This is a genomic window from Pseudoalteromonas sp. CNAT2-18.1, from assembly GCF_022347865.1.
GTDB lineage: Bacteria > Pseudomonadota > Gammaproteobacteria > Enterobacterales > Alteromonadaceae > Pseudoalteromonas > Pseudoalteromonas ruthenica.
The window spans coordinates 470889-494383 of sequence record NZ_JAKRFR010000003.1 but is presented as its reverse complement, the minus strand read 5'-3'; the positions used below and the strand labels follow the sequence as shown (position 1 = coordinate 494383).

At 45.8% G+C, this 23495-nt stretch carries 20 protein-coding genes; 14 read left to right on the top strand and 6 right to left on the bottom strand.

The window, feature by feature from the left end:
* Window positions 1-9: 9 nt before the first annotated feature.
* Genes MHM94_RS09075 through galE form a run of 9 tightly spaced genes read left to right on the top strand, consistent with a single transcriptional unit; the run spans window position 10 to window position 9312 of the window.
* Window positions 10-1074, top strand: coding sequence for a polysaccharide pyruvyl transferase family protein (locus tag MHM94_RS09075; RefSeq protein WP_235419230.1), 1065 nt, complete (start codon window positions 10-12; stop codon window positions 1072-1074).
* A complete protein-coding gene (locus MHM94_RS18515) occupies window positions 1067-2119 on the top strand; it encodes a glycosyltransferase family 4 protein (protein ID WP_235419231.1) in 1053 nt (350 codons plus the stop codon). The genes MHM94_RS09075 and MHM94_RS18515 overlap by 8 nt, the downstream gene beginning before the upstream one ends.
* Entirely contained in the window at window positions 2119-3231 is a 1113-nt protein-coding gene (locus MHM94_RS09065; protein WP_171041841.1) for a glycosyltransferase, read from the top strand. Before MHM94_RS18515 ends, MHM94_RS09065 begins: the two co-directional genes overlap by 1 nt.
* On the top strand, window positions 3228-3932 hold the full coding sequence (locus MHM94_RS09060; RefSeq protein ID WP_138548570.1) for a WecB/TagA/CpsF family glycosyltransferase: 705 nt from the start codon (window positions 3228-3230) through the stop codon (window positions 3930-3932). The genes MHM94_RS09065 and MHM94_RS09060 overlap by 4 nt, the downstream gene beginning before the upstream one ends.
* The gene (locus tag MHM94_RS09055; RefSeq protein WP_138548569.1) at window positions 3925-5205 is read left to right on the top strand and encodes a hypothetical protein; all 1281 of its coding nucleotides are present in this window, start codon (window positions 3925-3927) and stop codon (window positions 5203-5205) included. The genes MHM94_RS09060 and MHM94_RS09055 overlap by 8 nt, the downstream gene beginning before the upstream one ends.
* 3 nt (window positions 5206-5208) lie before the next feature.
* Window positions 5209-6375, top strand: a complete 1167-nt coding sequence (locus tag MHM94_RS09050; RefSeq protein WP_235419232.1) for a nucleotide sugar dehydrogenase — start codon at window positions 5209-5211, stop codon at window positions 6373-6375.
* 12 nt (window positions 6376-6387) lie between these two features.
* A complete protein-coding gene (locus MHM94_RS09045) occupies window positions 6388-7392 on the top strand; it encodes an NAD-dependent epimerase (RefSeq protein WP_235419233.1) in 1005 nt (334 codons plus the stop codon).
* A gap of 12 nt (window positions 7393-7404) precedes the next feature.
* On the top strand, window positions 7405-8280 hold the full coding sequence (gene galU / locus MHM94_RS09040) for a UTP--glucose-1-phosphate uridylyltransferase GalU (protein WP_235419234.1): 876 nt from the start codon (window positions 7405-7407) through the stop codon (window positions 8278-8280).
* A 15-nt stretch (window positions 8281-8295) separates the two neighbouring features.
* Complete coding sequence (gene galE / locus MHM94_RS09035) at window positions 8296-9312, top strand: UDP-glucose 4-epimerase GalE (RefSeq protein ID WP_235419235.1); 1017 nt, start codon at window positions 8296-8298, stop codon at window positions 9310-9312.
* A gap of 492 nt (window positions 9313-9804) precedes the next feature.
* Here the strand turns inward: galE and MHM94_RS09030 are convergent, their stop codons facing one another.
* From MHM94_RS09030 to rsuA, 3 genes are all read right to left on the bottom strand, one after another.
* Window positions 9805-11163, bottom strand: coding sequence for an MBL fold metallo-hydrolase (locus tag MHM94_RS09030; protein ID WP_235419432.1), 1359 nt, complete (start codon window positions 11161-11163; stop codon window positions 9805-9807).
* 96 nt (window positions 11164-11259) lie between these two features.
* Window positions 11260-12891 carry a methyl-accepting chemotaxis protein gene (locus MHM94_RS09025; protein WP_235419236.1) on the bottom strand — a complete coding sequence of 544 codons (1632 nt, stop codon included), beginning with the start codon at window positions 12889-12891 and terminating at the stop codon, window positions 11260-11262.
* Between the two features lie 127 nt (window positions 12892-13018).
* Window positions 13019-13720 (bottom strand): 16S rRNA pseudouridine(516) synthase RsuA, encoded by a 702-nt coding sequence (gene rsuA / locus MHM94_RS09020; protein WP_138508553.1) that lies wholly within the window; start codon window positions 13718-13720, stop codon window positions 13019-13021.
* 69 nt (window positions 13721-13789) lie between these two features.
* On the opposite strand from rsuA, the gene zapE reads away from it, so the two are divergent.
* Window positions 13790-14908, top strand: coding sequence for a cell division protein ZapE (zapE, locus tag MHM94_RS09015; protein WP_235419237.1), 1119 nt, complete (start codon window positions 13790-13792; stop codon window positions 14906-14908).
* A gap of 1325 nt (window positions 14909-16233) precedes the next feature.
* On the opposite strand, the gene slmA is transcribed toward zapE, so the two are convergent.
* Window positions 16234-16821 carry a nucleoid occlusion factor SlmA gene (gene slmA / locus MHM94_RS09010; protein WP_022946032.1) on the bottom strand — a complete coding sequence of 196 codons (588 nt, stop codon included), beginning with the start codon at window positions 16819-16821 and terminating at the stop codon, window positions 16234-16236.
* A gap of 94 nt (window positions 16822-16915) precedes the next feature.
* Window positions 16916-18103, bottom strand: coding sequence for a bifunctional phosphopantothenoylcysteine decarboxylase/phosphopantothenate--cysteine ligase CoaBC (gene coaBC, locus MHM94_RS09005; RefSeq protein ID WP_235419238.1), 1188 nt, complete (start codon window positions 18101-18103; stop codon window positions 16916-16918).
* A 105-nt stretch (window positions 18104-18208) separates the two neighbouring features.
* On the opposite strand from coaBC, the gene radC reads away from it, so the two are divergent.
* The 3 genes from radC (at window position 18209) to rpmG (ending at window position 19511) form a co-directional block, all read left to right on the top strand.
* On the top strand, window positions 18209-18883 hold the full coding sequence (radC, locus tag MHM94_RS09000; RefSeq protein WP_235419239.1) for a DNA repair protein RadC: 675 nt from the start codon (window positions 18209-18211) through the stop codon (window positions 18881-18883).
* 223 nt (window positions 18884-19106) lie between these two features.
* Complete coding sequence (gene rpmB, locus MHM94_RS08995; RefSeq protein ID WP_022946035.1) at window positions 19107-19343, top strand: 50S ribosomal protein L28; 237 nt, start codon at window positions 19107-19109, stop codon at window positions 19341-19343.
* Window positions 19344-19355: 12 nt separating this feature from the next.
* Window positions 19356-19511, top strand: a complete 156-nt coding sequence (gene rpmG, locus MHM94_RS08990; protein WP_022946036.1) for a 50S ribosomal protein L33 — start codon at window positions 19356-19358, stop codon at window positions 19509-19511.
* Window positions 19512-19552: 41 nt separating this feature from the next.
* Here the strand turns inward: rpmG and MHM94_RS08985 are convergent, their stop codons facing one another.
* Window positions 19553-21406 (bottom strand): sodium:proton antiporter, encoded by a 1854-nt coding sequence (locus MHM94_RS08985; RefSeq protein WP_235419240.1) that lies wholly within the window; start codon window positions 21404-21406, stop codon window positions 19553-19555.
* Between the two features lie 571 nt (window positions 21407-21977).
* On the opposite strand from MHM94_RS08985, the gene putP reads away from it, so the two are divergent.
* Complete coding sequence (gene putP / locus MHM94_RS08980) at window positions 21978-23474, top strand: sodium/proline symporter PutP (protein WP_045980355.1); 1497 nt, start codon at window positions 21978-21980, stop codon at window positions 23472-23474.
* Window positions 23475-23495: the final 21 nt, after the last annotated feature.

Genomic DNA, 23495 nt, shown 5'->3' with positions numbered 1-23495 from the left:
GGTTATAAGTTGAAAAAGTTTTTACTCGTTAACGAAAATGGGTCCGATAATATTGGTGACCACGCGATAAATGAAGGGTTAAAAGAGTTATTAACTGAGTCTGATTGTCAGTTTAATAGCGAGCCTTTTTCTACGACGCATGTGCATGAGGCGCCAGTAAATACCACGACGACATCTCTGTCATTATCGCAGAAGCTGCGTAAGTTGCTGTTTAGCTTTAAGCCTTTCTACCTGCTTATGTGGTTATTAAAGCATAAAGGCAGGATAAAACAGGCCTGTAGCAAGGATTATGACGGAATTATTATTGGCGGTGGTCAATTGATTCTCTCAGGTGCCTCATTCCCACCTGCTTTGTATGCTTGGGCAAGGTATGCGCGCAAGAGAAAAATCCCTTTATATTTATTAGGGGTAGGTTGCGGCGAACACTTCTACGCAAGTGAGGCATGGCTTATAAAGCAAGCGTTACAGTGCGCAGAAAAGATTTACGTGCGCGAGTACCAGTCGGTTACTAAGTTAAAGCAACACTTTGATGTCGAAGCGAGCTTTTGCCCCGATTTAGCTTTTGGGTTGCAGCCATTGGCCAGTGATAATGAGCGAAAAAATATCCTAGTTGGGATGACTGACTTCGCTGTTTACACGCGCTATTGCCATGAGGTTGATACGCCAAAGATAGCAAATTACAAAGACTATTTGGATACGTGGTACAACCAAGTCTTATCGATGTACCAACCAGGTATGACTATCGTTTTAGCATCAACTACGTTGAGTGATGCGCAATGCAACCGTGATTTATGTCAACTACTGAACAATAGTACGCTAAAAGATAATATACGTTTAATTGATGGGGTATTGCCTTTGGCTGACTATCGCATCGAATTGTCTCGTGCGAAAACGGTCTATTCCGCACGAATGCACTCGCTTATTTTGGGGAAAATAGAAGGGGCGGCTATTGAACCTTGGATTATTTCTAAAAAAATAGAAAACTTTCTTGGCCTGTACACACAGCAAAATGCAGCTGACTTAAAGCTGCAATTACGTGAAGTAACTAAGTTGCTTGGGGCTGAGAGTGAGTAAGTCAGCCCAGGTGTTTATGTTGAGTCATGAGCAACCTCCTATGCTGGGAGGAGCCGGTGTTGTTGCGCACACAGTGTACACAGGTCTTCAGGCTCAGGAAGTGAACATAAAAAAAAGCGCAGCAGCCGTAAGCTTTAGCCCTTTCATTGCCCGCGTTATTGGTTTTTTCTATGCAATTTATGCGCTTTGCTCTGATGTGATCATTTTAAATGATTTGTATTACAAGAAAGTCTGGCTCACTCTGTTTAAGGGCCGATGCTGTAAGCGCTGCATTATCTATCTCCATGGCTCTGAACCTGAGTTTTTACTCAATGATAGTCGTTACCATCGCGCATTTATACGAATGTGTGTGAGCGCCAAAAAGGTTGTTGCTGTGTCTGATTATATGCAACACAAGCTCTTGGACTGCATTACAGACGAGAATGACAAAGCGGCGCTCGCCAATAACATTCAGGTTGTCCGCAATGGCATTGATACAAACTGCTTTGCTCTGCAATCAGCTAAAGACAACACTCGCCCTTTTACTTTTATTACCGCCAGCCGAGTAGTTAAAGAAAAAGGTTTTAGCGAAGTTGCTCATGAGCTTGCAAAACTAAAACAGCAAGGTGAGCAGTTTCAATGGCATATTGCTGGTGATGGCCCGTATCTCCAAGAACTTAAAGAGCAGGTGCGAGCTTTGGGGTTAAAGTCACAGGTACAATTCCTTGGCCGGCTTAGTCAAACTCAGTTAGCTGATGCATTTAATCAGGCGGACGTATTTGTTTTACTCTCAAACCTACAAGAATCACTTGGCTTGGTGTTTATGGAAGCTAGTAGCTGTGGTTGTTGGTCGATTGGTTATAACCGATATGGTGCGAAAGAAGCTGTCTTGCCTGGCGAAACAGGGCAGTTGATAAACGCGCCAAGTGAGCTTGCAGACGCAGTATTTAATTTTCGCCGTGACCACAATGTTACGAGAGCGACAATCAGTGCGAAAGCGCAGACATGCTTCAGCTCCAATGCCGCAGTAGCTCAATTGCGCGATATGATTTTAGGAACGAAATAATGAACGTAGTATTCTATCTTGATGACTTGTTTGGCGGTGGCGTTCAACGACGTACAATGCGACTCTTACAGGGTATCAAAGATAACGACCATAATGATGAACTAAATGTGCACCTGATTGTGAACCAACCTGGCGGTGAAAATAAAGCCATGGTCCCTACACAGGTCTCTTATCATACGCTAAATGGTGTTACGGGAAGTCAACATACTAAAGCTTTGGGTGAAATGTTAACCGCATTGCGCCCAGATATAGTGGTATGCTGTATGGGGCAACAGTTTATTCAAGCCCTCAAGCATAAAGCATCCCTACCTAAAGCCTGTCGTTGGTATGTTATTCAAGCTGTTCCTGTGAAGCTTATCGCCTATAGCTGGCTAAGAAATAAAATTCGCGAGATAGGGATTAGAAAGTTTTACCCTAAAGCCGATAAGGTTTTATGTGTGTCTGATGATGTGCGGGCGACGGTGGCTCAGTTAAGTTCAAGTTTAGACGAACTAGCTCATACTATTTATAATCCCGTTGTTTCAGAGAATTTACTAACACTGTCTCAAGAACCCGTAGAGCACCCTTTTTTCGACTCTGGTAACATAGTGTTAGTTGCCGCTGGACGCTTAAATGTGCAAAAGGACTACGGTACTATGCTTGATGCCTTTGCGTTGCTGACAGCCAAGCATCCAGAGCGGTCGTTCAAATTGCTGATCTTAGGTGATGGTGAGTTGAGAGAACAGGTGAGTTCGCAAATTCAGCGTCTAGGTATCGATGACAACGTGGATTTGGTCGGCTTTACTGATAATCCTTATAAATACATTAGCAGGGCTGACTTATTTGTTATGTCCTCATTGTGGGAGGGGCTTCCCAACGCCATGATCGAGTCTTTAGCTATTGGCAAACCGGTTGTCTCAACGGAGTGTGTTGCTGGACCACGGGAAATTCTCCTTGATGGCTCATTAGGGACATTGGTTCCTATGCAAGACCCGCAAGCTTTCGCTGATGGCATCATCTCTGAGTTGCAACAAAGTAGGGACAAGCAGGCTTTGCAAGCGAGAGGATGGGAGTTTAGCGTTAATAATGCAGCCAATAAGTACATTAAACTATTTAAAGATGCCAAGCTGTGAGTATTATTGATTTTCTTAAGAAAAATTATGTAGATATACCTGAGCTTATCGCCAATGATAAGCTTGAATCTGGGGCGTATATTTATTTAAACCCTTTTAACTATTTCTATCTGCGTGAGCAACTAGAAACCATAAAAGACTGTAAATATAGCTCAGATGGGTTCTATCTAGTGTCCATTCTCAATGCTTTTCTGCCAACAGATTTTAAGTTCCGCCGACAGTCTTTCGATATGACCTCTCTGGCGCCGCTGGTTTTTGAGCATGCGCAAAAAAAAGGGTTGAGTGTTTTTGTCGCTGGGGGCAAGCCCGGTGAACCGGAAGTTTTTAGAAGGAAGATGACGGCTCATTACCCTCATGTTCAGTGGGCCGGACAAGTAGATGGTTTCAAGGACGACGAAGAAATTATACATGCTGTAACCAACTCGCAGGCTGATATTGTTTTGCTTGGACTTGGAAACATAAAACAGGAGCGCGTGGCTGTTTCACTTCATCAACAACACCAAGCCGTTTACTTTACTTGTGGCGCGTTTGTATCGCAGACCGCTTCAGCAAAAGACCTGAAGTACTATCCAGACTGGATTAATAAGTACAATTTACGTTGGCTTTATCGTTTTTTTAAAGAGTCACACGTAATTAAGCGGGTAGTGAAATACTATCTAGCTTTTTTGGTTTTATTCTTTAAGGACTTGAAACGTGGTTGAGAAAATGAAAAAGCAGAATGTATTCTTTATTGCTTTTATTTTCTCGCTGATCGCTTTTTTTCCGACCTTTTTAGGTGGGATGTCTTTGGGTGCAGGGCAAAAAATACTGTATGTTCTTTACCCATTTTTACTAGGTTTCTTTATTCTCGGGTATCGGAAAATAGAGTTTCCCTACTTCTGTGCTTTTTTATTTAGCTTATTTTTTATTTTCTACCTCACTGTCGTTAGTAAGCTAGGTTTTATCAATGTGCAAATAGCAGCATCACACTTTCGCTACATGGCTTATTTTATGGTGTTCCTATTTACCTTCAATATAGCTAAGCGTTATGCACTTCGCTTAGCAGAGCTGCGAAAAGCGTTACTCTATGTGTTGTTATTGGTATTTGTTTTTATTGTCGCGCAGTTTGTAGTACCTGATCTTATTCTTAGTATAGGTATCACCAACAGAACGACTCAAGGGAACGTGGGGCTAACTATTGGCGGCCCATTTATTTGGTCCTACTCGCTAGGGTTTTGTATATTACCAATCTTTTTCATTATCCTGGCATCTATATTTAATGGAGTAGGTGGCTTTAAAGCGTACCTTTTGCTTTGCTTAACCTCTCTCGTGGTATTAGCTGGCCAATCGAAAGCGTCGTATCTCGCATACGCGATTAATTTTCTGGTAGCAGTCCCATTTGCTTACAAGTACGGCATCAGAAACAAAGTAAATGGTGTAGTGTTCTTTTTGACTATACTTTTCGCGGTCTTGGTGACTTACGTAATTTATAACCTCGAAGAGTTTGGTAATATTTATCGCTTCATCAATGGAATCACAGGTCAAGGAAGTGATGCATCTACTCAGGCGAGGCTAAACCAATTGGCTTTCATATCACACACGCTTGAGCAAAATTTGCTTTTAGGATATCCCATCCAGCCAATAGTCATTGAAAATGGTTACGGTTACTACTTATACAATTATGGGGTGGTGGGGTTATTACTTTATTTAACGTTGCTCACCTCTTTAGTGTTTTGTGCTGTCAGATTTGTCGTTCGTGCACACCAGCATTTGAGCCAGTTCTCCAGCAGTGATAGAACAGTTCTATTTGGTTATCTAGCGATGGCTATTGGCGGTTCAATTTATTCTTTAGCCAGCTCGCCATTAGATGGACACAAAGATGCCTATTTCTTTTGGACGTTAACAGGGCTGGTATTTGGTTGTTTCCAAAATCATATTAAGTCCACTGGTCGAACCCAAAAACAGAATCTTCCATATCAAAAAGTAGAGATATAGAAAATGAAAATTACAGTAGTAGGGGCAGGGTACGTAGGTATCTCAAATGCCGTTTTACTCGCTCAGCACAACGACGTTATTGCTTTTGATGTGGATGAGCATAAAGTCGCGATGCTTAATGAAAGAAAATCACCTATTGAGGATGAGCATGTCAGCGAGTTTCTGCAGCAGCGTGAACTTAAGCTGACCGCAACGAGCGATAAAAACCAAGCTTTTGCTGATGCGCAGTATGTCATTATCGCAACGCCTACAGACTATGATCCGCAGACAAATTACTTTAATACAGAAACAGTTGAGACTGTTATCCGCGAAGTTCAATTGATAAATCCAAGTGCTGTGATGGTGATTAAGTCAACTGTACCTGTTGGTTATACTGGTAGAATTATTGAGCAGTTTAACTGTCCTAATTTAATGTTTTCGCCAGAGTTTCTTCGTGAGGGTAAGGCCCTTTACGATAATTTGCACCCTTCGAGAATTATTGTTGGTGAACGCAGCCAAAGAGCCAAAGAGTTTGCTGACTTACTGGCGCAAGGTGCCGAAAAGAAAGATATTCCAACTTTATTTACTGATGCAACAGAAGCCGAAGCGGTTAAGTTATTCTCAAATACTTATTTAGCTATGCGAGTCGCTTATTTCAATGAGCTAGATTCATACGCAGAAGCGCACGGCTTGGATAGCCGACAAATAATAGAAGGAGTGGGCTTGGACCCAAGAATTGGGGATCACTATAATAACCCTTCTTTTGGCTATGGTGGTTACTGTTTACCTAAAGATACTAAGCAATTATTGGCCAACTATAAAGATGTGCCAAACAACCTCATTCGTGCGATTGTTGACGCTAACACGACCAGAAAAGACTTTATAGCTGATGCAATACTAAGCCGTAAGCCTAGTGTTATAGGCATTTATCGATTAATAATGAAGTCGGGGTCTGACAACTTTAGGGCGTCATCTATCCAAGGAATCATGAAGCGTTTAAAAGCTAAAGGAGTCGAGGTGATTGTTTATGAACCGGTATTAACTGAGCAAGAGTTTTTCGGTTCAAAGGTCTATGAAAGTCTAGCAGCATTTAAGGCTCAAAGTGACGTTATTGTTGCCAATAGAGTAGTTGACGAAATCAGGGACGTAGAGGAAAAAATTTACACTCGGGACCTGTTTGGTTCTGATTAAGAGGAAAGAGTAATGAAGTATTTAGTGACTGGCGCTGCTGGTTTTATAGGTAGTGCAGTGGTAGAGAGCCTTACAGCTCAAGGACACAATGTCGTCGGTATCGACAACCTTAACGATTATTATGATGTTTCCTTGAAAAAAGCCCGCTTAGAACGTATTAACCATGCTGCTTTTGAGTTTATAGAGCTGGATATAAGTGAGCGGGATACAACACTCGCGCTGTTTCAACAGCACCGTTTTGATCGAGTGATTCACTTAGCCGCCCAAGCGGGTGTGCGCTACTCTATTGAAAATCCCCATGCTTATGCTGACTCTAACTTAGTGGGCCATTTAAATATTTTAGAAGGGTGTAGAGAGACTAAAGTAGGACACCTTATCTATGCTTCCTCGAGCTCGGTATATGGCTTGAATCAAAAAGTACCGTTTAGTACTTCGGACTCTGTTGATCACCCTGTATCCTTATACGCAGCGACCAAGAAATCGAATGAATTAATGGCGCATAGCTATTCTCATTTATATCAAATACCAACGACAGGTCTGCGTTTCTTTACAGTGTATGGCTCTTGGGGGCGCCCAGATATGGCTCCTCACATTTTCACTAAGAAAATACTTGCCGGAGATACCATAGATATTAATAACCATGGCGATATGTGGCGTGATTTTACTCACATAGATGATATCGTAGAGGGAGTCGTACGTATTGCCGATGTTATCCCTCACAGTAATGATAGTTGGACCGTTGAAAGTGGCTCTCCGGCTTCTAGTTCAGCTCCTTACGCGGTATATAACATTGGCCATGGGCAACCGATAAACTTAATGGACTTTGTTAAAGCGATTGAGTCAGAGCTTGGCTTGGAAGCAAAGAAAAACTTCCGAGGTATGCAACCTGGTGATGTATATCGAACTTATGCAGATACAGCCGATTTGTTTACTGCCACAGGTTATAAACCAAAAGTTTCTGTAGCTGAGGGCGTCGCAGAGTTGGTGGCGTGGTTTAAAGATTACTACAAAGTATAAAGAAGGATTCATATGAAAGCCGTCATCCCCGTAGCAGGTTTGGGCACCCGTATGTTACCGGCAACGAAAGCCATTCCAAAAGAAATGTTGCCGTTGGTAGACAAGCCGCTTATTCAATATATCGTCAATGAATGTGTGCGTGCAGGAATTAAAGAAATAGTCTTGGTTACGCATTCGTCAAAAAACGCCATTGAAAACCATTTTGACACCAGCTTTGAGTTAGAAGCGACACTCGAAAAGCGTGTTAAGCGCCAACTCTTGGATGAAGTGCGCTCAATTTGCCCCGAAGATGTAACTGTTATGCACGTACGCCAGGGCGAGGCCAAAGGCTTAGGGCATGCCATTATGTGTGCTGAGCCAGTGGTGGGTGATGCGCCTTTTGCGGTTATTCTTCCGGATGTCATCTTAGACGAGTACAGTGCCGACCAAACCAGTGAAAACTTAGCGGCAATGATTGCCCGTTTTAAGGATACGCAAACCAGTCAAATTATGCTTGAGGCTGTAGCGCAACAAGACGTTAGTAAGTACGGTATTGCTGATATTAATGGCGAGCAAATTGAACCTGGTCAGAGTGCAGTCATCAAGTCTATGGTAGAAAAGCCTAAAGTCGAAGACGCACCGTCTAATCTCGCGGTTGTAGGTCGCTATGTACTGTCTCACAATATTTGGCCACTGCTAAGAAAGACACCTATTGGTGCCGGTGGTGAAATACAATTGACCGATGCCATTGATATGCTGATAGCTCAAGAGGCGGTCGAGGCATTTCGCATGAGTGGCATTTCTCATGACTGCGGCGACAAGTTGGGATATTTGAAGGCGTTTGTACGCTATGCCCAGCAACACCCTGAGTTAGGTGCGGACTTCTCGGAACACCTCAAGAGTATTTAAAGCGAAGGAGTTAAAATGGCAATTTTAGTGACAGGTGGTGCCGGCTACATTGGTTCTCACACCGTGTTGGAACTGCTAAATCAAGGAAGTGAGGTGGTGGTTTTTGATAACCTGAGTAACGCCTCCAGAGAGTCGCTACGTCGCGTCGAAGCGCTCGCCGACAAGCCTGTCACCTTTGTGAAAGGTGATGTGTGTGATAAAGGCGCACTTGATAGCGTATTTAAGAACCATGATATTGATAGCGTTGTGCACTTCGCGGGCTTGAAAGCCGTGGGTGAATCTGTTGCTAAGCCTACGCTGTATTACCAAAATAACGTACAAGGTTCATTGACGTTAATTGCGGCCATGCGCGATGCCGGTGTGTTTTCTTTAGTGTTCAGCTCATCGGCGACCGTTTATGGTGACCCTGAGACTTTGCCCATTAAGGAATCGGCACCCGTGGGGGGGACGACCAACCCATACGGCACGTCAAAGTTAATGGTTGAACAAATCATGCAGGATGTGGCGCAATCGGATGAGCGTTGGCGGTTCGCTATTTTACGTTATTTTAATCCGGTGGGTGCGCACCATAGTGGGCAAATAGGCGAAGACCCCAATGGTATCCCAAACAATTTATTGCCTTATATTTCTCAAGTGGCGGTAGGTAAGCTCAAGCAATTGGCAGTTTTTGGTGATGACTACAACACCAAAGATGGCACCGGAGTGCGTGATTATATCCATGTTGTTGATCTTGCTATTGGTCACCTAAAAGCGTTGGATTGGCTGCGCCTGCATAGCGGTGTGCACATCTATAACTTGGGCACAGGTAATGGCTACTCGGTTTTGGAAATGGTGAAAGCCTTTGAGCAAGCCGCCGATAAAGCCGTGCCATACGAAATTGCACCACGGCGCGATGGTGATATTGCTGCCTGTTACGCCAGCGCTCAAAAAGCCGCTGATGAGCTTGGCTGGCATGCACAGCGAGGTATTGAGCAGATGATGCAAGATACGTGGCGTTGGCAAAGCAAAAACCCGGATGGGTATCAAGATTAATAAAGAAGGAGCGTTTAGCTCCTTTTTTTATCGACCTTGATTGTCAGGTTTATTTAGATAGTCAGGCTCAAGCCTGACCCACAACCGGTGTGTGATTTGGTTGTTGTAGGCAAGGCTTCAGCCTTGCGCAGGCATTAGGTGTAGCTAGACAGTCAGGCTAAAGCCCGACCTACAACGAATGTATAGTTTAGTTGTTATAGGCAAGGCTTCAGCCTTGCACAGGTATTAGGTGTAGCTAGATAGTCAGGCTAAAGCCTAACCTACAACAGATGTGTGGTTTTTGTAGGCAAGGCTTCAGCCTTGCGCAGGCATTAGGTGTAGCTAGACAGTCAGGCTAAAGCTTGACCTACAACCGGTGTATAGTTTGATTTTTGTAGGCAAGGCTTTTAGCCTTGCACAGGCATTAGGTGTAGCTAGACAGTCAGGCTAAAGCCTGACCTACAACCAGTGTGATTAGGTTGTTGTAGGCAAGGCTTCAGCCTTGCGCAGGTATTAGGTGGCTATTTCTACCTTGGTTTGCTGCGCAAGCTTACTTCTGAGCTGTTCTGCCAACGCTTGTTTGGCCTCATTATCGCCATGAACAATTTTAATATGTTGAGGTTTTTTACGCATGCCGGTAACAAAGCGTATCAGCCCAGCCTGATCGGCGTGAGCACTGTAACCACTGATGGTGTGGATATGCGCATTGATATCAATGCGTTGGTCATTTAGTTCAACATAGCCTCCTCGCGGGCCATATTTTTGAATAGCTCGCCCTGGCGTGCCTGCACCTTGGTAGCCAACAAAAATGACATCGGTCGTGGGCTCTGGTAAAAACTCAACGAGGTAGTTAACTATACGCCCGCCACTGCACATGCCGCTAGCAGCAATGACAATTGCGGGCTTTTGTCTTTGCTTAAGATATTGTAGTAGCTGCACATGCTGTTGGTGAGTATCTATTGTCACTATGTTATCGAAATCGAGAGGGTGGCGACCTTTAGCAACTTTTGCTTTGGCTTCTTTATCCCATAATGACTTAAAGCGCCGATACTCTCGGGTGAAATTTGCTGCCATGGGAGAGTCAATAATCACTTCGATATCTTGCCAGAAAGAGTGCTTTTTAGCGCTGTGTATAATCTGTTCAAGCTCGTATAGTAATTCCTGTGTGCGGCCAATGCTAAAGGCTGGAATAAGCACCATGCCGTTATCTGACACCGCGCGTTCAATCACGGCTTTAAGTTGCTGTGTACGTTGTTTACGGCCATGATGGAGGCTATCGCCATAGGTGGACTCAATAACCAAAGTGTCGGCCTTGTAGGGCGCTTTCGGCGCTGGTAGTAACGGAGTGTAAGGGGCTCCAAGATCGCCCGAGAACACCACGCGATGGCGGGTCTCGTTATGCGGCAAATCAATTTCCACATAGGCTGAACCAAGAATATGGCCCGCGCGTTGCAGTCGAAAGCGACAATCGGTGTTGGGTAAATCATACCAGTGCTTAAAATCAACGCTTACCAATTGGCGTTTAAGCAAACGAATACAGGTGGCCACTAATTCTTGCTCTTGAGTGACGCCAAGTTTGAGCGCATCTTCAATGACCATAGGCAGTAATGCCGATGTCGCCTGTGAAGCATAAATAGGGCCAGTGAATCCCGCTGCAAGTAAATAAGGGAGGCGGCCGACATGATCAATATGACAGTGCGTGATGATAACCGCAGTCACGGCACTTATGTCAAAGTCGATGGCCAAACTTGGCTTGGCATCGGCACCCTGAAACAACCCACAATCTACAAGCACCGACTGTGCCTTACTCACCTGAAGTTCATGGCAAGAGCCAGTAACACCGTTTACCGCGCCATGATGGCGTATTTGCACCTCATCCATTGCTGATCATATCGCTTTTATTCGCTGCTTATGCCTTCACTGTAGCACTTAAGTGCCGAGAACATCAGCCCTTCAAGGTGCAAGGTTTTAGGTTTCAAATTTTTGCGTTTGTTGCTCTAGTTGCTCAGTGAGTGCACGCATGCTTTCGCTGGCCACATGCGCCTGTTTTGATACCTGCGCTGTGTTCGTGGCGGTATCAGAGATCACCACCACGCGATTTGCAGTATCTTCACCTGCCCCGAGCTGTTCTCTCGCGGCACTGGCTATTTCTTGGCTCATACCGGCTAGGGTACTCAACGACTGGGCGATATGCACTAACTCGGTGCGCACTCGTTGCGATTTACTCACGGTTTGTTCACTGGTCTCAATGCTCATTTGTACCGACTGTTTAGCCTCGCTGGTGGCACTTTGTAGATTAGTAATCATACTGTGGATTTCTTCGGTGCTACTTTGGGTGCGCTGCGCGAGTTGCCTAACTTCATCCGCGACCACTGCAAAACCTCGGCCTTGCTCGCCCGCGCGAGCAGCTTCAATGGCCGCATTTAGCGCCAGTAGGTTTGTTTGTTCGGCAATACCTTGAATAACCCCGAGCACGTTGGCGATATTATTGACTTCGTCATCGAGTAGCTGAATATTATTACCTGCGCTGTCAATTTGTTGCTCTAAAAGGGAAATGGTGTCAACAGCCTCCTCTGTCAACGCGTTAGCGGCTTGGCCTTGCTGCTCTGCTTCGCCAACGGCATAAGCTGATTGCTCGGCAAGGTCGACCACACTTTGCGCTGAGGCTGTAAGCTGGGTAATCGCTGAGGCCACAATGGCAGTGTCTTGCTGTAACGATTGCGTTAAGCGCTCCAGCTCAACCGAGCGTTTGTCTGAGTCCACGCTTTGCTGCTGTAAGGTGTCTGCGACTTCTTTTATGCCTGTTACCACTCCCTGCAATCCTTGTTGCATGTAGGCCATGCTACCAATAATGCTATCTTTGTTGTGCTCTTGGTGGGCGATAGTATTGTTCAAACGCCCACGTGATACTTGCGTTACGATATCTTTTACTGAGCTTAATTCAGCGCCTAAGGCATTGGTCAGTGCTAAACCAAACTTAGCCAAGGCGAGGGTGAGTAATACCGCGATGATAAGCGATAAACCGAGTAACCAGCTGGCGGTGCTCCAGTAACGCTGATCGACTTCTTTGTAGCTGATGCCGGTACCAATATACCAACCCCAACGAGGCGTTTTTTGTACAACTGAAGTTAAATCAACGACTTCACCATCGCGCTCAGAAGTCCAGTGGTAGGTGATGATCTTACCCGTTTTGCTACCAACTAAGCGCTCCACCATGGCACCAATGCTGTTGCCTTGGGCATCTTTGAAGTCATTAAAGCTGGTACCGTGCAATTGCGGATCATGCGGTGCGGCAACAAAGTTGAGATCGCTGCTGACTACATACACATACTCAGAATCATGGTAAGTATTATTTTGTAATATGGTGCTGGCGTAAGCTTGTGCTTGCGCGTCACTAAGCTCACCCTGAGCCGCTAAGGTTTCGAGCTCCTCAACCACATTGACGGTGCTTTTCATCAGTTGATTAATACGGGCAATATTGTCGTTTTCACTGGCATGACGCAAGGCTTGCAAACCTAGCAAAGCGACGGCAATAAGGGCAATAAATAGGGTGACAGCAAAAGCAATAATTTTGCTACGTAAAGAGAACGTTGCGAACACAGCAAGCTCCAAGTCGATAAGCGGTTTGTTACACTTATCACTTTTTCAGCGGCTTTTTAAGGCAAAAGCCGCAAAAACAGACTTTTTTCTGTTGAATTTTTTTTGAGTGTATGTTTGGTAGGTACGCTCAACAAAGGTTTACTTCATCTTCGCTTAATGCTCGGTACTCCCCTGGGGCAAGCGCGTCATCAAGAGTAACACCGGCTATGGCCTCTCGGTGCAGTGCGACCACTTCGTTGCCAACGGCGGCTAGCATGCGCTTCACCTGATGGTATTTACCCTCAACAATATGCAACCGAATTTGATAGGGGGCTAATACCTCAACTTTGGCTGGGCGAGTGAGTTCACGTTCGCCATGTAGCTGCACCCCTTGTTCAAGTTCATGCGCCGCGTGTTCGCTAATAGGTTGCCCTAACTCCACCACATAAGTTTTGTATTTTTGCTTTTTTGGGCTAGTTATTTGATGTGTCCACTGACCATCATTACTCAGCAGCACAAGGCCAGTGGTATCGATATCCAAACGCCCAGCAACATGCAATTCCTGCAAGTTGGGCTCATCCATTAAATCGAGCACCGTAGCATGTAAATCGTCACTATTAGCACATACATAGCCTTCGGGCTTATTAAGCATAAAGTAGCGCTTGCCCAAATAATGTAACTGTTCACCGTCTAGAGTAACCACGGTGTTTTCATCAATAGCGGTGTTTTGCTGTGTGGTCATCTCACCACCTACACATACCCGCTTGGCTTTGATCACGGCCTTGGTTTTGGTACGTGGTAACTGGGTAACGTGGCTAATGAACTTATCTAAACGGCAAGGAAACTTCATTGGGTCGGGGCTTTAATTTCGCTACAATGGCGCGAGTATAGCTTATGCGTCTCAGCGAAAACAGCCACCGTGAATAAAATCCTCTCACAGTACCAACAGCAAATTGATGCGCAAATACTTGCCGTTGATGATGCGCAACAACGGGCGGTCGAGGAGCTTGCGCGTTTAGCGCAGGAACTTGAGCAGCGTTCATTGTCTCAGTGCTTTTGGCGTCGCCCTAAAGTCACGACCGGGGTATATTTATATGGCCCGGTAGGGCGGGGCAAATCAATGCTGATGGACTTATTCTTCCAGCATCTTAATAGTGATAAAAAGCAACGTTTACACTTTCATCACTTTATGGCTTTTGTACATCAACGTTTGGGGCAGTTGCAGGGGGTGAAGAATCCTATGCGTCAGTTGGCAAAGGAGTATGCCAGAAGTACCGATGTGCTGTGTTTTGATGAGTTTTTCGTAAGCGATATCGGTGACGCCATGATTATGGCTAGGCTATTCGAGGCTTTGTTTGCCCAAGGTATGGTCTTGGTAGCAACCAGTAATTGCCATCCGCAACAGTTGTATCGCAATGGGTTACAGCGAGCGCGCTTTGAACCTACCATCGCCTTACTTGAAGCGCATTGCCATGTCTGTGATGTCAGCGGTGAGCAAGATTATCGGCTGCAAGGGTTTGCTGGCTTTCGTTACTATCTCGCCTATGGTCCAGACGTGTTGAATGGGCTGTTTAAGCAGAAACAACGCTGTTCTATTGAGCCTTGCATACGAGAGATAAACCGACGAAGCATGCATTTTATGGCTTATACCAGCGATGCGGCCATGATTGATTTCTTTGCCTTGTGCGGTGATGGCCGCGCCAGTGCAGATTATATGGAGCTGGCCCAACAACTGCAGGTGCTTTATGTGGACAAAGTCCCAGCTATGGGAGTCGCGATGCACAGCGCACATGTAGCCCAAGGCACAGAAGATGGTTACATCCGCGATCAGGTCCCACAGCGCCAGGCTCAGTATGACGACGAAGCGCGGCGCTTTATTGCTTTGGTTGATGAATTTTATGATAACCATAAGTTGCTAGTTATCACTGCAGAGGTGGAGCTGGAGTCGCTTTATCAAGGAGAACGTTTAGCTTTTGAGTTTGCGCGTACCCAGTCGCGCTTAATTGAAATGCAACGTTGGTCTTTACCAAGCCATTAATGATGTAGACAAGGCTTTTAGCCTTGCACAGCTGTTAGGTTGATTTCGATTGTCAGGCTAAAGCCCGACCCACAACGGGTGTGTAGTTTGTTGTAGGCAAGGCTTTAGCCTTGCGCGGGTGTGAGGTTGATTTTGATTATCAGGCTAAAGCCTGACCCACAACCAGTGTGTGGTTTAGTTTTTGTAGGCAAGGTTTTAGCCTTGCTCAGGTATTAGGTCGATTTCTATTGTCAGGCTAAAGCCTGACCCACAACGGGTGTGTAGTTTGTTGTAGGCAAGGCTTTAGCCTTGTGCAGGTGTGAGGTTGATTTCGATTATCAGGCTAAAGCCCGACCTACAACCAGTGTGTAGTTTAGTTTTTGTAGGCAAGGCTTGTAGCCTTGCGCAGGAGTTAGATTGATTTTGATTGTCAGGCTAAAGCCCGACCTACAACGGGTGTGCAGTTTGATGTTGTAGGCAAGGCCTTTAGCCTTGCGCAGCTGTTAGATTGATGTCGATTGTCAGGCCAAAGCCTGATCTACAACGGATGTGTAGTTTGTTGTAGGCAAGGCTTTTAGCCTTGCACAGGTGTTAGATTGATGTCGGTTTTCAGGCTAAAGCCTGACCCACAACGGGTGTGTAGTTTGATTTTGTAGGCTAGGCTCTTAGCCTTGCGCGGGTGTGAGCCCGGTTTACATTGTCAGGCTAAAGCCTGACCCACAACGGGTGTGCAGTTTGATTTTGTAGGCAAGGCTTTTAGCCTTGCTCAGGTATTAGGTCGATTTCTATTGTCAGGCTAAAGCCCGACCTACAACGGATGTGTAGTTGGTTGTTGTAGGCAAGGCTTTTAGCCTTGCACAGGTGTTAGACTGATGTCGGTTGTCAGGCTAAAGCCCGACCTACAACGGGTGTGCAGTTTGATTTTGTAGGCAAGGCTTTTAGCCTTGCTCAGGTGTTAGGTTGATTTTGATTGTCAGGCTAAAGCCTGACCCACAACGGGTGTGTAGTTTGTTGTAGGCAAGGCTTTAGCCTTGCGCAGCTGTTAGATTGATGTCCATTATCAGGCTAAAGCCTGACCTACAACGGATGTGTAGTTTGATTTTGTAGGCAAAGCTTTCACCTTGCGCAGGTGTGAGGCCGGTTTCCATTGTCAGGCTCAAGCCTGACCCACAACGGGTGTGTAGTTGGTTGTTGTAGGCAAGGCTTGTAGCCTTGCGCGGATGTGAGGTCAATTTCGATTGTCAGGCTAAAGCCTGACCTACAACGGGTGTGTAGCTTGTTGTAGGCAAGGCTTTTAGCCTTGCGCAGGTGTGAGGCCGGTTTACATTGTCAGGCTAAAGCCTGATCTACAACCAAATTTTCTGTAGCTCTTGCCACTGCTTATCAAATTGGCCACTGGGTTTAATCGTGAAATTAGAGCGTACAAACTGGTTCATTTTCCCTTCAACAAATGCTAGGAAAAGGTTTGCTAAGGTTCCCTCGTCACTTGCAAAGGCCTTACCCTCACGCAATTTACGTTCACGTAGAACCTGTTTGAACTGGGTTTCTAGCTTTTCAAATAGACTCTGAATGCGTTCACGTAATCGTTCGTTTTCGCCTTGCAGTGCATCACCGGTGAGAATTCGAGTAATCCCAGGATTCTTTTCTGCAAACGCTAGCAGTAGCATCAAAATGTTGTAGACACGGCTTTGCGTTTCTTTCTCGTTCTCTAAGATTAAGTTAATGCGAGACAGCAAGGTGTCTTCAATAAACTCAATTAATCCCTCGAACATACGCGCTTTGCTAGGAAAGTGGCGATAGAGAGCTGCTTCTGAAACGCCTACTTCGGCGGCCAATTTGGCGGTAGTGATACGCTGGCCGGGACTAGTTTCCAGCATTTGCGCGAGTGATTGTAAAATCTGCTCTTTACGGTTAGTGCGACGTGAGGCAGCCATGGCGTTCCTTTTTAACAACTTTGGTGGTCACTGACCTTTATTATGAACGCCATATTAATGCTTTGTGAGGTCCCTTTCCAGTCTTTTGCGACCTTTACACTAACTTTGTAGCAATTGCTTCGATGACAGTAAGTGCTAACTTATCTTTTTTCATAAGCGCAATGCTTTGTGTGCTGTCATGACTAAATAAGGTCAGGGCATTATTATCGCTGTTAAACCCTTGCCCTTGTACCGAAACATCATTAGCGCAAATCATATCTAGCTTTTTATTCTTTAATTTACCCTGTGCATAGGCGGCGACATCTTGTGTTTCCGCAGCAAAACCAACAGTAAACGGCCTATTCTCAGGCAGCGCAGCAACATCAGCAATAATATCCGGGTTTTTCACTAGTGTGAGGGTGAGTTCATCGCCTTGCTTTTTCATTTTCTGCTCGGCGATATCAGCAGCACGATAATCGGCCACGGCAGCGCAGCCAATAAAAATATCGGAGCTTGGTGCCAAAGCGAGTGCTTGTTGGTGCATTTGTTGTGCGCTTTGTACATCAATGCGCGTGACTCCGACAGGCGTTGGTAAATTAACCGGGCCGGAAATCAGATTCACTGTTGCTCCCATTGCCACCCCTGCAGCGGCTAAGGCATAGCCCATTTTGCCTGAGCTGTGGTTAGAAATGTAACGCACAGGGTCGAGTGCTTCACGGGTGGGGCCGGCGGTGATGGTGAGGGTTTTCCCCGCTAATAATGGCTGTACTGTAGGAGTGCACACTAACTCAACAAGCTCGTTGGGCTCTAGCATACGCCCGGCTCCTACGTCACCACAGGCTTGCTCGCCCGCACCTGGGCCCCAAATGGCAATGTCTCGCTGTGCTAAGGTGGCTAAGTTCGCTTGCGTTGCCGCATGAGCATACATTTGCTGGTTCATGGCGGGAGCGATAGCAACTTTAGCTGGGGTGGCTAGCAATAAAGTAGTGAGTAGGTCATCGGCAATACCAGTCGCCATTTTGGCAATGATATTGGCAGTAGCTGGGGCAACGAGAATCAAGTCGGCCCATTTGGCAAACTCAATATGGCCCATCGCTGCTTCGGCCTGAGGATCGAGCAGTGAATCAGAAACAATTTCTCCTGATACTGCTTGCATCGTGAGTGGGGTGATAAAATGCTTAGCGCTGTCAGTCATAACCACTTTGACCTCACAACCACGCTCTTTCAGCCGTCGGGTTAGCTCTGCACATTTGTATGCGGCGATGCCGCCACTGATCCCAAGGACCACCTTTTTATTTTGCATAACAATAGACAATATCGCTTGTGTGACAGCTTAGAAGATACCAGATGTGCCGCTATTGCACTATAGTTGAGAAAGGTTCATAAGCGCAAAAGCCAAGGAATGCCCATGCGACTCACTGACTTACCAGCCCAGCAACGGCCTAGGGAGAAATTACTTACTCAGGGTGCCGGGGTACTGAGTGATGCCGAATTACTCGCTATCTTTTTTAGAACGGGCATTGCCGGTTGCAATGCTATTGACCTAGCCCAACAAATACTCAGCCAAAGCCAAGGGCTGCATACTTTGTTGGCTGCTGAACATGACCATTTCTGCCGTTTTAAAGGTATGGGCACCGCTAAGTATACGCAATTGCAGGCGGCAATTGAGTTGGCGCGGCGATATTTACAAACAAGTTTGGAACGAGCGCTCAGCTTTGACTCACCACAAGCGGTGCAAGATTATCTCAAGTTAGAATTAAAAGGGCTGCAACGGGAAGTCTTTTTAGTGTTGTTTGTTGATGCCCAACACCGTTTAATAAGCACAGAAACGTTGTTTCAAGGCACCATAGATGCAGCGTCGGTGTACCCCAGAGAAGTGGTCAAAGCAGCACTTAAGCATAATGCCGCTGCCGTTATTTTTGCGCATAATCATCCCAGCGGTATCGCCGAGCCGAGCCAGGCCGATGAAGTCATTACCCGCAAGCTAATACAAGCTCTTGGTTTGGTGGATATTCGTGTGCTCGATCATTTAGTGATAGGCGGTTGTCACGCGGTCTCTTTTGCCGAGCGGGGCCTACTGTAGCTATTTGTGCAATTTAAATGCAGTTTTTGCTTTCCCTTTGCTGCGTTGATCTTTATAATTAGCCGCTATCAAATTTACATATGAGCTGATTCTGAGATCAGGTTTCTTGATCTTTGCCTGTCTATGCTGTATAAAGAGCGCCCTTCGATTTATCCCGGGGCAGTATACAAAAAGGCCGTAAGGGAAAATTAAGCTCGAGCGAAGTTATTGGAGATAAATAGACATGTCTAAAGTCTGTCAAGTTACAGGTAAGCGCCCAGTGGTAGGTAACCACCGCTCACACGCGCGCAACGCGACTAAGCGTCGTTTCCTACCTAACCTACAAACTCACCGTTTTTGGGTTGAAAGCGAAAAACGCTTTGTATCACTACGCACTACTACTAAAGGTATGCGTATCATCGACAAAAAAGGCATCGACGCGGTACTGACTGATATCCGTGCTCGCGGCGAAAAAGTTTAAGGAGCCTGAGTCATGCGCGATAAGATTCGTCTAGTTTCAACTGCCGGTACTGGTTTTTTCTACACTACCGACAAAAACAAGCGTAACATGCCTGAAAAAATGGAAATCAAAAAATACGATCCTAAAGCTCGTAAGCACGTGATTTTCAAAGAAGCAAAAATCAAGTAATCTGATTTTAAGCGTACGCTTCCAAATTTGAAAACCCGACTTTATGTCGGGTTTTTTGTTGGCTGTAATTGCGGATTCTTGGTCGGTGGGTTTTGCTGTGCATCTTTCACCATCGACATTTTTGGTGGTTGCAGAGCAACAACCTTCTCACCACTGGCTGGTGGATTCTCCATTTGCGCGGTAATAATACGCACTACTTTTTCGTTACCGATAATAAACAGCGGAATCGCTTCGCTATTTACTTCTTGATATTGTTGCCAGTCAAATTCATCACTTAATCGAGTCGCACTGACCTTACCGCCTTTGGCTATCAGGCTACTGAGCTTGGCATAAGAACCATTCTCGCCAAATAGAATTTGTCGAGAGAGGAAAGTAGCACTGTCTTTATTGGCTTTCGCGTGGTTTTGTGATGACTTGAGTGAGAACACTCGGTTTTCGCTAAATTGGTGGCTAAAGTATTGCACCCCTAATGCGTTGTGATGGCGGTTAGGTGACAGTGCCAACACCTTACTGATGCTTGTTAGTGGCAGATACCGCTCGGCATGTTCCGATTGCGGATTACCATAATAGCAGGGCAAACCATCCATACGGGCCATTTTACAGTTTTCCCATGCCGGATCGGAGAGGTGCACATCAATATCTTGCTCTTTTAGGCCACAGGCTATAGCTCTGGCAACGTGGTTCGCACCAATGATGAGTAAGGTCGAGGGAGCAGGTTGGCGGACCCCGAGCATTTTGGCTAATGGGATGGCGGTGAGGCTATTTAAAACCACAGTGACAATTATCACCGTGAAGATTAAGGGCACCATTTTATTGGCATCCACAATACCGGCATCGGCCATACTGAGCGCAAACACCGAGCCGACAGCGGCGGCAACAATACCGCGAGGCGCAATCCATGCCAGTATCAGCCGTGATTTGACGGGCAAGTCACTGCCATAAGTAGAAATTAAAATATTCAGTGGTCGAGCGACAAACAGCACAATGGCCAAAAAGATAAAGACTTGTGCATCCAGAGCCAGTAAATCTTCAAGCTTGAGGCGTGCTGCCAGCAAAATAAACAAGCTGGAGATAAGAATCATCGACAGGTCTTCTTTAAATTCAAGCACCGAGTCAATTTCCAAATCGTCTTGGTTCGCAAGCCAAATACCAAATACCGTCACCGCTAGCAGCCCAGACTCATGACTGAGGTGGTTCGAGACGGTAAAGCTGATAAGCACTAGCGCAAGAATACCAAACTTATGCAGCTCATAAGGGAGCCATTCGCGACGAATCAATTGCGTTGTTAACCATCCTGCGGCAGCACCGAGCGAAAAGCCCACACTCAGCGTGGTGACCAATGCCCCTAAGGTGTGACTAAACACATCGCTTTGCCCCACTAACATCACCGCCTCGAACACTAACACAGCGAAGAGCGCACCGATGGGGTCAATCACAATGCCTTCCCAGCGCAGCACTCGGTCAATGTCTTGAGTGGGGCGCATGGCGTTAAGTAGGGGCGCGATAACCGTGGGCCCGGTAACGACCAATACTGCGCCTAGCACTGCTGCAACACGCCAATCGAGCTCAAGCAACCAATAAGCACTTAAGCTGACTACCAGACAGGTTATGAGCATGCCTATGGAACACAGGTTGCGCACCACCTTACCAATGCCCTTTAGCTCTCTAAAGTGGAGCGTGAGCGCGCCCTCAAAAAGAATAATCGCCACCGATAAGGACACCACTGGAAACAGTAAGTCGCCAAGGAGTTCGTCGGGCTCAAGTAACGAGGTGGTTGGCCCAAGTAATAAGCCAGTGAGTAAAAGAAATAAAATAGCGGGAACACGGAAGGCCCAGGCGAGCCATTGCGCAATAACACTACATAAAGCAATTCCTGCAATATAAATTGCTGACATAAAGACCCTTATTATCTGTCCATGAAAACTCAGTATGAGATAAGCAGAGCGTGATGACAACGTTTTGCTGCATCAGTCAAACACGCATAACTACCCATCTTTTAACGTGTGATACAGCGAAGCTGATTACTCTTTAAGTGAAAAAGAGCCTTAGATCACTAAAAATTCATAATAGGTCAAAATTTTATGTATTCATCGCTAGAGTGCATTTTTACGCGCTTAGGGGCTATTTCAATGCGCTATAAATAGCATGAATACTGGCTATGGCTAAGTTTTGACCTTGATTTTTATATCTAAATCCGCATAATAACGTTCGTAGACAAATTATTAGAGTGCTAATTAATTGTGGTTTTCAGCCTGCCTCGTCGTATGCAACCGCTGTTATCACAGCGTAAACCACAACTGTTAGTGCTTTCCTTTTAATTGGTTTTGGAACAGCTTGATGCCTGTGCTTGTTAGCGTTGGGTAGGTAAAGCCGTAAGCAAAATTTAGCGTCGCCCCAGTTGTTATATCGCGACGCTTTTTATTGCCCAAAACAAAGTCCACCTAGGGTGGCCAAACAGGATAAGGAATGCATTTTTATACATATCTCTCTCTCGCATTGTATTTTTTAGCCATGCTTGGCATTGGCTTGTTCGCTTATCGCAATTCCACAAGTGATATTTCTGGCTACATTCTAGGTGGCCGTCAAGTGAGCCCTCATGTGACTGCCTTGTCTGCAGGAGCATCGGATATGAGTGGTTGGATGCTAATGGGCTTGCCAGGAGCCATGTTCTTAACTGGTTTCGACACCGTATGGATTGCACTGGGCTTGGTTTTAGGTGCACTGGCCAATTATTTATTAGTTGCACCGCGCCTGCGGGTGTACACAGAAATGGCCGATGATGCACTGACGCTACCGGACTTCTTCGATAAGCGTTTTAACATGAGCAAAGGACCGATTCGCGTGATCTCAGCGGCGGTGATCATCTTGTTCTTTACGCTCTATACCTCGGCAGGGTTAGTTGCAGGCGGGAAGCTGTTTGAATCGGCGTTCGGTTTAAGCTACCACCTTGGCTTAATCATTACCGTTTCGGTGGTTGTGGCCTACACTTTATTAGGTGGCTTTTTAGCTGTGAGCATGACCGACTTTGTCCAAGGCTGCATTATGTTTGTGGCATTAATACTCGTGCCGATTGTGGCTTACATGCAGTTTAATGGCAGTGCCGATATGCTTAATTTTGCGCAGCAATCCATTCCAAGTTTTAGCGAATCTTGGCAGAGCATCACCTTGCTGGGCATAGTATCAAGCTTGGCTTGGGGATTAGGTTATTTTGGCCAGCCTCATATCATTGTGCGCTTTATGGCGATTCGCTCGGTAAAAGATATTAAAACGGCGCGTAATATTGGTATGAGCTGGATGACAGTCACCATTTTAGGTTCGCTAGGAACAGGCTTAGTTGGGGTTGCTTATGCCAACAAATTTGGTTTGCAAGTGGCTGACCCAGAGACAATTTTCGTTATTTTTTCGGAAATTTTGTTCCACCCTCTGATTAGCGGCTTTTTACTTGCCGCGATTTTGGCGGCGATCATGAGCACCATCTCATCACAGTTGTTGGTGTCATCAAGCTCGCTGACCGAGGACGTATACCGTGCTTTTTCAAAAACTGAGGTAGAGCAAAAAACCTTAGTAAAAATCGGCCGGATAGGGGTTTTCGCCGTGGCACTCGTTGCTACCTTACTGGCACTGGACAAATCTAATAGCATTTTGTCATTGGTCAGTAATGCCTGGGCTGGTTTCGGTGCCGCATTTGGCCCATTAGTATTATTTAGCCTGTGTTGGTCGAAAATAACCCATCAAGGCGCGCTCGCCGGAATCGTTGTCGGCGCAGCAACTGTTTTATTCTGGATATTTGCACCAGTGCTTAGTGACGGGGGCACGCTAAGCAGTGTTATTTACGAAATTGTTCCCGGATTTATCGCAAGTTCACTTGCAATCGTTGTGGTGAGTAAGCTTTCTCAGGCACCTTCAGCCGAGGTGAAAGAAACTTTTCATGCAACTGAGCAAAAACTTGAGCAACTTAGCTAAAGCTAGTAAGGAAAGTAATCG